At 60.1% G+C, this 12,198-nt stretch carries 14 protein-coding genes; 5 read left to right on the top strand and 9 right to left on the bottom strand.

The window, feature by feature from the left end:
• Positions 1-4 precede the first annotated feature (4 nt).
• Together PQR40_RS01150 and PQR40_RS01145 are read right to left on the bottom strand one after the other, a co-directional pair.
• Positions 5-310, bottom strand: a complete 306-nt coding sequence (locus PQR40_RS01150; RefSeq protein WP_408508243.1) for an HAD family hydrolase — start codon at positions 308-310, stop codon at positions 5-7.
• A gap of 96 nt (positions 311-406) precedes the next feature.
• Positions 407-1,354 (bottom strand): LysR family transcriptional regulator, encoded by a 948-nt coding sequence (locus PQR40_RS01145; protein ID WP_408237265.1) that lies wholly within the window; start codon positions 1,352-1,354, stop codon positions 407-409.
• Between the two features lie 385 nt (positions 1,355-1,739).
• Between PQR40_RS01145 and oxlT the strand changes: the two genes are divergently transcribed.
• From oxlT to PQR40_RS01130, 3 genes are read left to right on the top strand one after another with little or no spacing between them, the layout of a single operon-like run.
• Positions 1,740-3,080: an oxalate/formate MFS antiporter gene (oxlT, locus tag PQR40_RS01140; protein WP_408340525.1), complete on the top strand. Its 1,341-nt coding sequence runs from the start codon at positions 1,740-1,742 to the stop codon at positions 3,078-3,080.
• A gap of 30 nt (positions 3,081-3,110) precedes the next feature.
• On the top strand, positions 3,111-4,055 hold the full coding sequence (locus PQR40_RS01135; RefSeq protein WP_408237259.1) for a LysR family transcriptional regulator: 945 nt from the start codon (positions 3,111-3,113) through the stop codon (positions 4,053-4,055).
• Positions 4,045-5,496 carry an aldehyde dehydrogenase family protein gene (locus tag PQR40_RS01130; protein WP_408237308.1) on the top strand — a complete coding sequence of 484 codons (1,452 nt, stop codon included), beginning with the start codon at positions 4,045-4,047 and terminating at the stop codon, positions 5,494-5,496. Before PQR40_RS01135 ends, PQR40_RS01130 begins: the two co-directional genes overlap by 11 nt.
• An 89-nt stretch (positions 5,497-5,585) precedes the next feature.
• Here the strand turns inward: PQR40_RS01130 and PQR40_RS01125 are convergent, their stop codons facing one another.
• The 4 genes from PQR40_RS01125 to PQR40_RS01110 all read right to left on the bottom strand — a co-directional run bounded on the left by PQR40_RS01125 (position 5,586) and on the right by PQR40_RS01110 (position 8,903).
• Positions 5,586-6,563, bottom strand: coding sequence for a 2-dehydropantoate 2-reductase (locus PQR40_RS01125; protein ID WP_408237256.1), 978 nt, complete (start codon positions 6,561-6,563; stop codon positions 5,586-5,588).
• Positions 6,564-6,829: 266 nt separating this feature from the next.
• A complete protein-coding gene (locus tag PQR40_RS01120) occupies positions 6,830-7,450 on the bottom strand; it encodes a LysE family translocator (protein ID WP_408508242.1) in 621 nt (206 codons plus the stop codon).
• 148 nt (positions 7,451-7,598) lie between these two features.
• A complete protein-coding gene (locus PQR40_RS01115; RefSeq protein WP_408237306.1) occupies positions 7,599-8,105 on the bottom strand; it encodes a hypothetical protein in 507 nt (168 codons plus the stop codon).
• Between the two features lie 213 nt (positions 8,106-8,318).
• Positions 8,319-8,903 (bottom strand): IMPACT family protein, encoded by a 585-nt coding sequence (locus tag PQR40_RS01110; RefSeq protein ID WP_408340529.1) that lies wholly within the window; start codon positions 8,901-8,903, stop codon positions 8,319-8,321.
• Positions 8,904-9,060: 157 nt separating this feature from the next.
• On the opposite strand from PQR40_RS01110, the gene PQR40_RS01105 reads away from it, so the two are divergent.
• Positions 9,061-9,687, top strand: coding sequence for a LysE family translocator (locus PQR40_RS01105; protein WP_408237247.1), 627 nt, complete (start codon positions 9,061-9,063; stop codon positions 9,685-9,687).
• A 64-nt stretch (positions 9,688-9,751) separates the two neighbouring features.
• Here PQR40_RS01105 and PQR40_RS01100 read toward each other — a convergent pair whose 3' ends face one another.
• Positions 9,752-10,120, bottom strand: coding sequence for a hypothetical protein (locus tag PQR40_RS01100; RefSeq protein ID WP_408237244.1), 369 nt, complete (start codon positions 10,118-10,120; stop codon positions 9,752-9,754).
• A 336-nt stretch (positions 10,121-10,456) separates the two neighbouring features.
• Positions 10,457-11,137: a TetR/AcrR family transcriptional regulator gene (locus PQR40_RS01095; protein WP_408237242.1), complete on the bottom strand. Its 681-nt coding sequence runs from the start codon at positions 11,135-11,137 to the stop codon at positions 10,457-10,459.
• A gap of 65 nt (positions 11,138-11,202) precedes the next feature.
• Between PQR40_RS01095 and PQR40_RS01090 the strand changes: the two genes are divergently transcribed.
• Complete coding sequence (locus tag PQR40_RS01090) at positions 11,203-11,841, top strand: glutathione binding-like protein (RefSeq protein ID WP_408237239.1); 639 nt, start codon at positions 11,203-11,205, stop codon at positions 11,839-11,841.
• Between the two features lie 22 nt (positions 11,842-11,863).
• Here PQR40_RS01090 and PQR40_RS01085 read toward each other — a convergent pair whose 3' ends face one another.
• Positions 11,864-12,121 (bottom strand): DUF2866 domain-containing protein, encoded by a 258-nt coding sequence (locus PQR40_RS01085; protein ID WP_120347438.1) that lies wholly within the window; start codon positions 12,119-12,121, stop codon positions 11,864-11,866.
• Positions 12,122-12,198: the final 77 nt, after the last annotated feature.

The raw sequence follows: 12,198 nt of genomic DNA, 5'->3' as shown, positions 1-12,198 counted from the left end.
GCCCTTATTCGCCGGCTGCCGAGAACTCGCTGTAGTACCTGGCCTTCTTGCTCAGGATCATCTGGGCAAGAAACTCGGCATCGTACGCCCGGTGAAGATGCGCGTGAAATCGCTCGATGTAGGCAGTGATACGCGCTGCTTCACTGTTGAATTCCTTCAGCACGTCGAGCGTGGTCTGGTCCCAGCGGAACCGCAGGCCAAGGTCGCTGAAGGCAGCGTTGTACGCGCTCAGATGGGCGTCGTCGGGGCCGTCCACGGTAACGCGTGCGGTAAGCGTGCTGGTATGAGACTCAACCGAAGCGTGATTCATGATCGGCCTCCTGGGCTGACAAGTAAGGGAACTCACTTGCAGGATAGGGATACCGATCAATTTGAAATAGTTAAAGTTTTATTGGTTCTCCATAACCTACTGCTTATAGACGCTCAATTCCTTCACACGCGTGATTTTCTCGATGAGGTTCGCGCCTTCTTCCATCAGGAAGCGTTTGAAGGCGACGGCAACCGGCGGCAGACGCTTGTTCTTGCGATGCACGACGTACCAGTTGAGCATGACCGGAAAGGTCTCGACGTCGAGTACGACCAGATGGCCGAGCTGCAACTCGAGACTGATCGTGTGCGCGGACAGGAATGCGATCCCCATGCCGGCAATGACGGCCTGCTTGATCGTCTCGGTGCTCTTGATCTCCATCGCGATCTTGAGATTGGAGAGACGGCCGGCGAAGCCTTCTTCCATCGAATTCCATGTGTCCGAGCCGCGTTCGCGCACGATGAAGGCCTCGTTCGCCAACTGGCTCATCTTGATGTTGCGTTTGTGCGCGAGCGGATGCGTGGGCGCCGCCACGATCACGTAAGGGTGCGGCGCGAACGGTTCGTTGGTCGCGTCGGTTTCGTGCGGCGGACGCACCATCACCGCGAGATCGGTCTGATTGGTCGCAAGTTGATGCAACAGTTGTTCGCGATTGTGCACGGCGAGATTGAGCACGACGCCGGAGTAGCGTCGTGTGAATTCAGCCAGCAGGCGGGGAAAGAAATAGTCGCCGGCGCTGATCACCGCGACGTTCAGCTTGCCGCCGGAGACGCCCTTGAGCTGACTCATCGCCTCGTCGACTTCATGGAACTGCTGAATGATCGCGCGGCTGTAGTGAAGCATCTCGGTGCCGGCCGGCGTCAGATAGATTTTTTTGCCGAGTTGTTCGAACAGCGGCAGCCCAGCGTGTTCCTCGAGCTGCCGGACCTGGGTGGAGACGGCGGGCTGCGTCAGATGCAATTCTTCCGCAGCACGCGAGAAGCTCAGGTGGCGCGCTACCGTTTCAAAGACCTTCAATTGCCGCAGAGTCGCATTGCGCATCGTCATGGCCAATGTATAAGCAATCGTGAATCAACATAATAACAAACTTTAATTATTCGTAATTCAGCAATGACCCTAGCATGGGTCTGTATAAGAAAAGCGGAATTGCCGGTGCAATATTCGGGGTGTGTTCGGGTTAACGCGTGAATTCGAGGTGCGGCGGGGCAACAGCGAAAGATTGATGCAGTACCGATGCCTAATTGATCGGAATAAAGAACCGACCCGAAAAACGATAATTCAGGTAGCGCGGTTCTTTAAAGAATGCTGATTAAAGATGCAAATATTAAATATTCCCGAATGGCAAGGCTGTTCGGGTCATAACGATAAGGTGAGACGTATACAGTGCGGCGTGACGGCGGGCTGCACTGAATAAATAGCGGAGACAAGGCTCATGGGCGATACCAATCAGCAGGCCACGGCGCGCGTATTCTGGGCGAACCGTTGGTGGCAACTCGTCATCGGCATGATGTGCATGGCGTTGGTGGCCAATCTGCAATATGCATGGACGTTGTTCGTTACGCCGATGAATGCGCGGCATCACTGGGGTGAAGCATCCATTCAGCTCGCCTTCGCTATTTTCATCCTCACTGAAACGTGGCTCGTGCCGGTGGAGGGCTGGCTGGTCGACAAGTTTGGACCGCGGCCCGTGGTTGCCGGCGGTGCGGTATGCGCCGGCCTCGCATGGGTCATCAATTCGTATGCGACGACCTTGCCGATGCTGTATGTGTCGGCGGTCATTGCCGGGATCGGCGCGGGCGGTGTGTACGGTACGTGTGTCGGCAATGCGTTGAAGTGGTTTCCGGACCGCCGCGGTCTTGCGGCCGGCCTGACTGCGGCAGGTTTTGGCGCGGGCGCGGCCGTCACCGTCATTCCGATCGCCAACATGATCACGCGCACGGGCTACGAACACACCTTCTTTGTCTTCGGCATCCTGCAGGGTGTTTGCATACTCGCGCTCGCGTTGTTGTTGAAGAAGCCGAACTTGCAACTGCAAGCCGCACCGAAGAGGAAGTTTGCGGTCACCAAGGTCGATTACACGCCGGGTCAGATGATCAAGACACCGGTGTTCTGGGTGATCTACGTGTCCTTTGTCGCGGTGGCAGCGGGTGGCCTGATGGCGACTGCGCAACTCGGTCCGATCGCGAAAGACTGGGGGCTCGCACGCATCCCGATGACGATCTTCGGCATGACCCTGCCGCTGCTCACGGCCACGCTCTCTATCGACAATATCTGCAACGGCTTTACCCGTCCGCTGTGCGGGTTTATTTCCGACAAAATCGGCCGTGAGAACACGATGTTCGTGATCTTTATCGGCGAGGGCCTCGCATTGCTCGGCCTGATGCAATACGGCAGCAACCCCTATGCGTTCATGACGTTCGCCGCGCTGATCTTCCTGTTCTGGGGCGAAATTTTCTCGATCTTCCCGGCAATCTGCGCTGATACCTTCGGCAGCAAATATGCGGCGGCCAATGCGGGCACGCTTTACACCGCGAAGGGAACGGCGTCGCTGCTGGTGCCGATTGCATCGGTACTATCGGCTACCGGTGGCTGGAATCTCGTTTTTATCGTCTCCGCCGTCGTCACGATCGCCGCGGGCATCTCGGCGAAATTCATTCTCGCGCCAATGCGCTCGCGCTGGATCGAAACGCACAATCAGCCCGAGGGCGTGCTGGCCGTGGCCGGCAGCAAGCCCTCGCGGCTTAGCCACTGGCCTGAGCAATCAGGGGAATAGGGTGCGGAGTCCACACCCGGCGGTTACGCCATGAATGTCTCACTGCAGCAACTCAAGGTGTTCGTCGCCGTTGCACGTGAACGGAGCTTTACGCGCGCGGCGCGCGAGTTCGATCTGACGCAGTCGGCAGTGAGCCGTTGTGTGCGCGAACTTGAAGACGCGGTCGAATTGAAACTGTTCGACCGCACCACGCGCCAGGTAGAACTGACTCATGCGGGCGCGAGTCTGGAGCGCCGAATCGGGCGCCTGCTCGATGAAATCGAATTGACGCTGCGCGAGGAGCGTGCCGCTTACGACGGACACACCGGCGTGGTCGTGCTGGCTAGCAATCCCGTGTTGTCGTCGAGTTGGGTGGCCCAGGGGCTGGCCCGTTGCGCGTCGGCGTTTCCCGAGTTGATCGTGTCCGTCAAGGATCAGCCGCAAAGCAGTGTGCTCGCGAGCGTCGAACAGGGGGAAGTGGACTTCGGCGTGGTTTCGGTGGCCGAGCCTCTGGTCAGCGATCAGTTGCATGCGCAGGTGGTGTTCACAACGCCGCTGCATGTGGTGATGCCGTCTGCGCATCCGCTGGCGCGGCAAACCGGCGTTGCATGGAGCGCCTTGCAGGAATGCGCGCTCGTCACACTGAATGCCGATGCGGGCATGCGCGCGGCGCTCGAGCTTGCCTTCAGCGCGCACGGCCTGAAGCGACGGCCGGTGCAGGAACTCGGACACGTCGCGGCGGTGTCGCGCATGGTCGAGCTAGGTATTGGCATCGGTGTTTTACCCATCGATGACCATTGGCCCCCATACGGCGCCTCACTGGTCAGCCGGCCCCTCATTCCGGAGATGAATCTGACGACGCTGCTCGTGCATCGCCGTAACCGCTCCCTCAGGCCCAACGCCGCGGCCGCATGGGCACAGTTCGCCGCCCTGGCCGATCCGTTGCCAATCAACCCATGCAACATTCCCCGCAAGGAGCTTCATGATGGAAACTGACACCGACCTCAGGCGCCATGATCTGCTGATCGACGGCAAGCGTTTACCGCCCGGCACCGGCGAATATTCCATCGATATCAACCCGGCGACAGAAGAGCCGATTGCGCTGGTGGCACAAGGCAGCGCCGCCGATGTCGACACCGCGGTACATGCTGCGCGTGCCGCATTGAAAGTGTGGAACGCGATCCGGGCAGCCGAGCGAGGCCGTATCCTGATGCGTCTCGCCGGCCTGATGCGCGCGAATCTGGAAGAACTCGCCGCGCTCGAAAGTATCGACGCCGGCAAGCCGATTTCCGCTGTGATGCGCCAGGATATTCCGGCAGCGATCGATACGCTCGAATACTACGCAGGCTGGTGCGACAAGATCAATGGGCAGGTAGTGCCGGTGCGTCCCGACGCATTGACGTACACATTGCGTGAGCCGGTCGGCGTGGTCGCCGCAATCGTGCCGTGGAACTTCCCGCTGATGATCGGCATGTGGAAAATTGCGCCCGCGCTGGCGTGCGGTTGCACGCTGATCGTCAAGCCCGCGGAAATTACGCCGCTGACCGCGTTGCGCATCGGCGAACTCGCGCTCGAAGCGGGCGTGCCGCCGGGCGTGCTGAATATCGTCACCGGCAAGGGGCGGGTGGTGGGCGATGCACTGGTGGCGCATCCCGGCATCGACAAAGTGACTTTCACGGGCTCGCCTTCTGTGGGGCGCGGCATTCTGCAAGGCGCGGCCAGCAACTTCAAGCGCGTTACGCTGGAGCTTGGCGGCAAATCGGCGAACCTGATCTTCCCGGATGCGAATCTCGACAATGCGGTGCGAGCCGCGGCGTCGGGTATCTTCTTCAATACCGGCCAGGTATGTTCGGCGGGCTCGCGCATTCTGGCTCATCGCGACGTCTACGACGAAGTTGTCGAGCGTCTCGCGGCGCGTGCGAAGGCGATCAAGGTTGGCGACCCGGCGGCGCGCGAAACCTCGATGGGACCGCTTATCTCCGCCGCGCAGATGAAGACCGTGCTCGGCTATGTCGAGACGGGTCGGTCCGAAGGGGCGTCGCTCGTGACCGGTGGCGCGCGAGTGGGCGAGCGGGGTTTCTTCGTCGAACCGACGGTGTTCGCCAATGTCGAGCATGAAATGCGCATTTCGCAGGAGGAGATCTTCGGGCCGGTGGCGACTGTGATCCGTTTCAACGACGAAGCCGATGCGATCCGTATTGCCAATGGCACGTTGTATAGCCTCGCGGCCGGCGTATGGAGCGCGGATATCGGTCGCGTACATCGGGTCGCGCGCGATCTGAGAGCGGGCACCGTATGGATCAATACCTACGGCTATACCGATGTGCGCTTGCCTTGGGGTGGCTCAGGCGATTCCGGTTTTGGTCGCGAACACGGTGACGTGGCGATTGAAAACTTCACGGAACCGAAGGCGGTGTGGCTGGCAATCGATCAATAACGATGTAAAAAAGGATCGAACGCATGGCGTTCGATCCTTTCCTTTCCTGAACGGAAGCTTGTGAGACGGGTCGCAGTGCGAACGGGTGCTTAATCGTCCTGCAATGCCATCCGTTCGCGCAGCTTGACCAGCGCGAGCACAACGTCGATAGTCGGCGTGGGTTCGGCGACGAGACGACCCATCTCCTGTACCACCGTCAATAGCGGATCGATCTCCATCGGACGGCGGTTTTCCAGATCGACCAGCGTCGAGGTCTTATGCGCGCCGACCGCGCCCGCACCGTCAATACGTTTTTCCACATCGACGCGAAAATGCACGCCGAACTGATCCGCTATCCGCTTGGCTTCGAGCATCATCGTGCGTGACACCGCACGCGTGCCGGGGTCGCTGGTGAGGACATCGAGCGTGGCGTGGGTCAATGCGCTGATCGGATTGAAGCACAGATTTCCCCACAGCTTGAGCCAGATTTCGTCACGGATATTGTCGCGGATCGGTGCGTCGAAACCTGCCGCTTGCATGATCTCGTGCAACTGTTGAATGCGTGGCGTGCGTTCGCCGCTCGGCTCGCCGATCGGGAATTTTTTGCCGTACACGTGCTTGATGACGCCCGGCTCGACGATCTCCGCGGCGGGATACAACACGCAACCGATCGCGCGTTCGGGCCCGAGCTTCGTCCATTGGCTGCCGTCTGGGTCGATGCTGGCGAGGCGCGTGCCGGCGAATTTTCCGCCGTGCTGATAAAAGTACCAATAGGGAATGCCGTTGACGCCAGTGACGATGGCCGTGTGTTTGCCGAGGAGCGGCTGCATCGCATCGACCACGCCGGGTAGCGAGTGCGCTTTCAGTGTGATGATCACAAAGTCCTGCACGCCGAGTTCGCGCGGATCGGACGTACAGCGTACCGGCGCGCTGTACGTTTGGCCGTCCATGATCAGGCGTGCGCCGTGTTCGCGCATCGCGGCGAGATGCGCGCCGCGCGCGACGAAACTCACATCCGCGCCGGCACGTGCCAGTTGCACGCCCATCAAACCGCCAATTGCTCCTGCTCCGAAGATACAGATCTTCATGATGCCGCCCCTGTGACTATGAGAAGTCTCTTGCCCGTAGCCGCCAATCGTCTTACCGCGGCGCCGGGTCATTCTTCGAGCATAGGGGCGCCGGACGATTACTGACAGTTAAAGTTTATGCTGTCATGCATTAGCTATCGTTTATATGTGCGTTAACGGCCGATTACCTTGCAGATTTCAACGGCAGCAGAGGGTGTAGTACAAAACCGAGGCGTGACCAGCGGGACCGTTCGGCCAGCTTGATATTTTTGGTTTTGAGCAGAGGTTTATGTCCGCCGAACCAGCAGAAAGCTCACGCCGATCGTCGCCAGAAACGCGCCGCAGCAGCGATTGAACCACCGGCGAACCTTGGCGCGAACCAGCCACTTGCCGAGGTGCATGCCAGCCCAGGAATAAAGCGCGATCGCCACCCATTCGAGTACCAGAAAGCTCGCGCCGAGCACGGCGAACTGCGGCAGCATCGGTTTGGCGATATCGACAAACTGCGGCAAAAATGCGGTAAAAACAAGGATCGCCTTCGGATTACCTGCCGCCACGAGACATTCCCGCCGCGCAATCCGCCAGAGCGACGCGTCGTCCTGCTGAGTCGTGTCGATGGCCCGAGCGTCACTGCGCCACAATTGGATGGCAAGCCAGATCAGATACGCGGCGCCGGCCAGTTTGATCGCAAGAAAGAACCACTCGGATGCGTGCAGCACGACGGCGAGGCCTGTCGCCGCCAACACCAGCATCGCCGCGAACGCGACAAGCCGGCCGGTGCCGCCGACGAACGCCGTCATGAAGCCGTGACGTGCGGCGACGTTGATCGAGAGAAGATTGTTCGGGCCGGGCGCGAGGTTGATCGCGAAGCAGGCGGGCAGGAAGAACAGCCAGGCGGTGATAGACATGACGGCTCGCACGGAGAGGGAGACGGGACGGCAGCGAATCGAATCGGGTGTGCGCGATGCGCAAGCGGCATTAAAGCCCTGATTCTGCTTTTTCCGCTATCTCCCGATTGTAGCGAATCGGCGGATCGCGCCGATTCAGTTCACATGCTCAATTTACTGATTTAACGAAGCCTGGGTCGCTGATCAACGCATCGACGCTCAGCCTGACGGTGTCTTCGATGGCGATGGTATTGCTGGTGAATTTAGGCGATTTCTGCCGGACCGTCTTGATGGTTGAGAACACAACATTCTGGGTCGCGGCATCGGTCACGACATAGCGCATTTTCAGTGTCCAGAATGTTGGCGAGCGCGAGTCGTCTACCGTGAACTGCTCGATGCTGCCGCTCAGAACCTTCCGGCCCCCGGTGAGATGAAAACCGGCGATCCGCAAACTGCTGGCGATGCCGTTGCGCACGGCCTCGTTGATATCGTTCTTTAGCACGATGCCGGTCATCGCCGTATTTTCGATCCGGTTCGGCGAAACCTGGCCGTTGCGAGCCGGCATGTAGACGAAATCACGGGCAGGGGCGATGCTGAGCCAGCCGGTTGAATGCGCGGCCGCGGCGCGCGGTGGATTATTCAGACCGAACCACGACCACGAGCAGGCGGACAGCATCAACGGCAGTGCGACGACGCCGCAACCCTTGAGTACAGTCGATCGCAGGGCTGCACGCGTGGGGCCGAGCGATGGCCGCAGAGACTGACTCTGTGGCGGCGACTCGGACGCTGTGCTGGAAGAAGCGGCAGTCGGGGTCAGAGGAGTTGCCTTTTAGGTTGAGTCATCCCGGGACAGAGCAGCATGGTAACAGTGAGGCGGGAAGGTAAACGATCAAAAAAAACCGGCTTTGCCCTGAGTCATATCCACCAGGGCTAGCCGGGCATCGTCCACCGCGTTGACGGGCAGCCGGACAGTCATTTTCACCAGCATCCCGTAGGCACTGTCCATGAGTGCATAACCTTCAGCCTCGATCCATCTGCGCACTTTCGCTTCGTCGGCGTAACTCACTTCGACGATCAGCGTAACCTGAGCAATCCTCTCTACGCGGGGCGCATCCAGTAGAGCCGATGCAATCGCATCGGTATACGCCCGCACCAGGCCGCCGGCACCCAGCTTTACACCACCGTAGTACCGCACGACGGCTGCCAGCACGCCGTCCAGATCATGATGCCGCAGGACTTCGAGAATGGGCCGGCCCGCGGTTCCGGACGGTTCGCCGTCGTCGGACATGCCTGACTGGCCACCTGCCAGCAGCGCCCAGCACACATGCGTTGCGCCTGGATGCTCGTCGCGCAGACGACGCAACTCGGTCATCGCCGCGTCGCGGTCGGCGACCGGTATCGCATGCGCGATGAAACGGCTCTTGCGAATCTCGAGTTCCGCGGACAGCGGCGCGGGCAAGGTATAGGTGGGCAAGGCAAAGACTTCGATGGATGGAAAGATGCAGACCGCATGTGAATCTTATGCGGCCTTGTGCCCGCCATGGTAACGGATCGTCGATGGATATTCGTCTACAATCGTCCGCTGAACGCGTGCCCCTCTGCTGAAGCGGGAGCGCCACCAAGGAGACCACATGTTCGATTTTTCTACGCTAGGAACGTTCGTTGCAGTTGTACTGGGGCTCTTTCTGATTCCGGGGCCGGCCGTGCTGCTGGTTTTGACTCGCACGGTGCACGGCGGCCGCAAGGCCGGCATTCTCACCGGTCTTGGCGTCGCAGTTGGCGATTTCATCCATACGTTAGGCGCATCGGTCGGCCTGTCGGCGCTGCTGATGACTTCGGCACTCGCTTTCAATGCGGTGAAATTCGTTGGCGCCGCGTATCTCATCTATCTGGGCATTCGCGCCTTGCGCGAAAAGCAAGGGGGCGCGCATTTGCCGGCAGTCGCGCAGGTATCCGCTTCCAAGGCCTTTTTTCAGGCGATTCCTGCCGAAGTGTTGAACCCCAAGACCGCGCTGTTTTTCCTCGCGTTCCTGCCGCAGTTCGTTCGCCCTGAGCATGGCTCCTCATTCCTGCAGTTCGCGACGCTCGGGCTGATCTTCGTCGGCATGAGCGCGCTTTATACAACGCTGATCGTGCTGACCATTCGTCCGCTGGGCAAGCTCGTCAAGCGCCTGACATGGCTGAGCCGCTGGCAAAACAAGATCATCGGCGTGCTGTTCATTTCGCTCGGTCTGCGCGTCGCCACGCAAACGCGCTAACGAATCTGCTTGCCGCCGCGCGCCGTTTCGTTCGGGCGCGCGCAAATGTGCAGCCACGCTCGCACTAGATATTCCGGCGCTGCCGCCTCAAGCGGCCCTCGCGTGCGTATTCCATCTGACCCTCTGTTCGCACGGCGAGCTTCTCCTGTTCGGCGCGGCTCATTAGCCGGGTATCGTCGATGTCACCGACGCGCAGCACTTCCTGCGCGATCCGTATGCGTAATGTCATTAATGGCTCGCCGCGTTCGACTAGCGTGCGGTCGGCTGCGCGCGCCTGCTGGACACCGCTGTCGATCAGGTGGCGCAATTCCAGCAACGTGAGCCGCTGGCGTTGGATCTCGAGGATGAGCCGCTGGATGGCCTGCTCGTCACGCGTGCGCCACCAGGTGCGCAGTTCGGCGAGCGTGGGAGGGTTGAAGGGAGGAAGGCGCATTGCTCAGACGAAAAATACTGTATATATGTACAGTATATCCCGTCTTTTTTACGAAAGTGCGTAACGCGTGTTGTGCGGCGCGCAACCCCTGCAATAGGGCGTTACAACGCTCAGGTGAGCGCGAGCATGATGGAGGTGGAGACCACAATGATGAAAAGACAGGCAGCGGTCAGTATGTCGTACGGATAGCTCATGTCGAAACCATAATGTGTCGGGCGGAAGCGCCCATCATAGGCATAACCGTTCCCCGTGACTGTCAAGCATTGCAAAGGCGCGGCTATCCGGCTGCCTATGATCCGGGCGCAAACTGAACGACGTGGGCGAAACACCTTCCGCCTAGCGTCCACGTCTCTTCACTGCGGTTTTGCCCGTTGCCGGCACAGGTGATTCGCCCGCACTGCCGCATATCAATGTCACGCCCGCAACCGCCGTCGCCCGCAGCGACGCGCGCGAATCGCCTGCGCGGGCGCGCAACGCGAGGCTGTGCAAAATCGCCGACGCGATCTTCGCGAGGAGGGGTGGTTGCGCTTCGGCGCTCAGTTCGCCCGCAGCCTGCGCGAGCTTGAAGCGTTTCTCGAAGGCCTTGTCATAGGTGCGCAGTCCCTCGGCAAGGGCTGCGCGAACCTCGGTGTCATCTACTGCCTCGACCGCGGCAGTGCCGATCATGAAGCAGCCGAGCGGATCGCCGTCGGCGGGCAGGTACCACGCGAGCGCGCCGTCATAAACGCGCAGCAGTGCTTGCGGCAATGGCAGGTCCTCGCCGAGCGCATCAACCATCGCGAGTCGGCCGGCCTCGATATAACGTTCGAGCGTGGTCAGATACAACGCATGTTTATCGCCGAATGCGCCGTACAGGCTTGGGCGGTTCATGCCGGTCGCGGCGCTCAGTTGATCCAGCGAGGTGCCCGCATAGCCGCTGCGCCAGAACACGTTTCTTGCATCGGCGAGCGCCTGGTCGGAATCATAGGCACGCGGACGTCCACGGGGGCGCACTTCTTTTTTTGTACTGGTCGGCATAAAAATATGGCGTAAGTGATTTATATGCAATATAGTACAAAAACTCCAACGACAGAGGATTCCCCATGGATCTGTACTTCTCTCCGCTAGCGTGCTCACTGGCCACCCGAATTTCCCTGTATGAGGCGGGGGCGCAGGCTGGGTACATTCAGGTCGATACGAAGTCGAAACAGTTGTCGGACGGCTCGGACTTTTATCCGATCAGTCCGCTCGGGCAGGTGCCGGTGCTGCGCACGGATGAAGGCTGGCTGTTGAGTGAAAACACCGCGATCCTGCCGTATGTAGCCGATCATTTTCCGGCTGCACGGCTTGCGCCCGCCGCGGGCACGGCACAGCGCGCGCGGCTGCAACAATGGTTGGGTTTTATCAGTACGGAGTTGCACAAGGCGGTGTTCGTGCCGCTACTCGATGCGCGCGCGCCGGAAGACGTGAAGCGCTACGCGCGCGAGAAGGCCGCGTTGCGGCTGGGTGTTCTGCAAGATCATCTGGCGCAAAACGAGTTTCTGCTCGACGCGTTCAGCGTGGGCGACGCCTATCTGGTCACCGTGCTGAACTGGGCGTCGTTTGGCGGCGTCGATCTATCGCAATGGCCGGCAGTTGCCGATTACTACAAGCGCTTGATGCAGCGCCCGAGTGTCGCAAAAGCCGCTGCGGAAGAAGTCGCGCTGTTTCAGGAAGAAGTGGCGAGGCGCGCAAAAAACTGAGGGGAGGTTGCCAGCTAAGCGATTAGTCGTCGCTGTGCTGGCAGAAGCGGCGCCCCGGAATGTGCGACACCACTGCCTGTGCGATTTCGAGTGGCGTGCTTTCGGCTGGCACCACGCGGCGACTCGATTCGGGGTTGTGCTTCATGGTCCATTCAACGAGTCTGTACGAGCGTCCCCAAGGGGGTTGCAAGGGGTCTGAGACCTTGCACGAGTGGATCTGGCGCACCCATTCGTTGCCGGGCATCGCGCGCAAATGCTCGAATACCGTGTCTTCCACCATCGTTTGACTCCTTCTTCGCAGGCATGCTGTCCATCTATCGGTGCCTCGGCGACATCCCTCGATAAAAAAGCGCCGCC

This window comes from Paraburkholderia sediminicola, assembly GCF_046026855.1.
Classification (GTDB): domain Bacteria; phylum Pseudomonadota; class Gammaproteobacteria; order Burkholderiales; family Burkholderiaceae; genus Paraburkholderia; species Paraburkholderia sediminicola_A.
Note: the sequence above shows the minus strand (reverse complement) of the source record. Positions and strands in the feature narration are given on the sequence as shown.

What these genes read in the sequence shown, in the direction of transcription:
- PQR40_RS01150 (WP_408508243.1), bottom strand. Translation starts at nt 310, where the DNA reads ATGAATCACGCTTCGGTTGAGTCTCATACCAGCACGCTTACCGCACGC.
- PQR40_RS01145 (WP_408237265.1), bottom strand. Translation starts at nt 1,354, where the DNA reads ATGACGATGCGCAATGCGACTCTGCGGCAATTGAAGGTCTTTGAAACG.
- oxlT (WP_408340525.1), top strand. Translation starts at nt 1,740, where the DNA reads ATGGGCGATACCAATCAGCAGGCCACGGCGCGCGTATTCTGGGCGAAC.
- PQR40_RS01135 (WP_408237259.1), top strand. Translation starts at nt 3,111, where the DNA reads ATGAATGTCTCACTGCAGCAACTCAAGGTGTTCGTCGCCGTTGCACGT.
- PQR40_RS01130 (WP_408237308.1), top strand. Translation starts at nt 4,045, where the DNA reads ATGGAAACTGACACCGACCTCAGGCGCCATGATCTGCTGATCGACGGC.
- PQR40_RS01125 (WP_408237256.1), bottom strand. Translation starts at nt 6,563, where the DNA reads ATGAAGATCTGTATCTTCGGAGCAGGAGCAATTGGCGGTTTGATGGGC.
- PQR40_RS01120 (WP_408508242.1), bottom strand. Translation starts at nt 7,450, where the DNA reads ATGTCTATCACCGCCTGGCTGTTCTTCCTGCCCGCCTGCTTCGCGATC.
- PQR40_RS01115 (WP_408237306.1), bottom strand. Translation starts at nt 8,105, where the DNA reads ATGCTGTCCGCCTGCTCGTGGTCGTGGTTCGGTCTGAATAATCCACCG.
- PQR40_RS01105 (WP_408237247.1), top strand. Translation starts at nt 9,061, where the DNA reads ATGTTCGATTTTTCTACGCTAGGAACGTTCGTTGCAGTTGTACTGGGG.
- PQR40_RS01100 (WP_408237244.1), bottom strand. Translation starts at nt 10,120, where the DNA reads ATGCGCCTTCCTCCCTTCAACCCTCCCACGCTCGCCGAACTGCGCACC.
- PQR40_RS01095 (WP_408237242.1), bottom strand. Translation starts at nt 11,137, where the DNA reads ATGCCGACCAGTACAAAAAAAGAAGTGCGCCCCCGTGGACGTCCGCGT.
- PQR40_RS01090 (WP_408237239.1), top strand. Translation starts at nt 11,203, where the DNA reads ATGGATCTGTACTTCTCTCCGCTAGCGTGCTCACTGGCCACCCGAATT.
- PQR40_RS01085 (WP_120347438.1), bottom strand. Translation starts at nt 12,121, where the DNA reads ATGGTGGAAGACACGGTATTCGAGCATTTGCGCGCGATGCCCGGCAAC.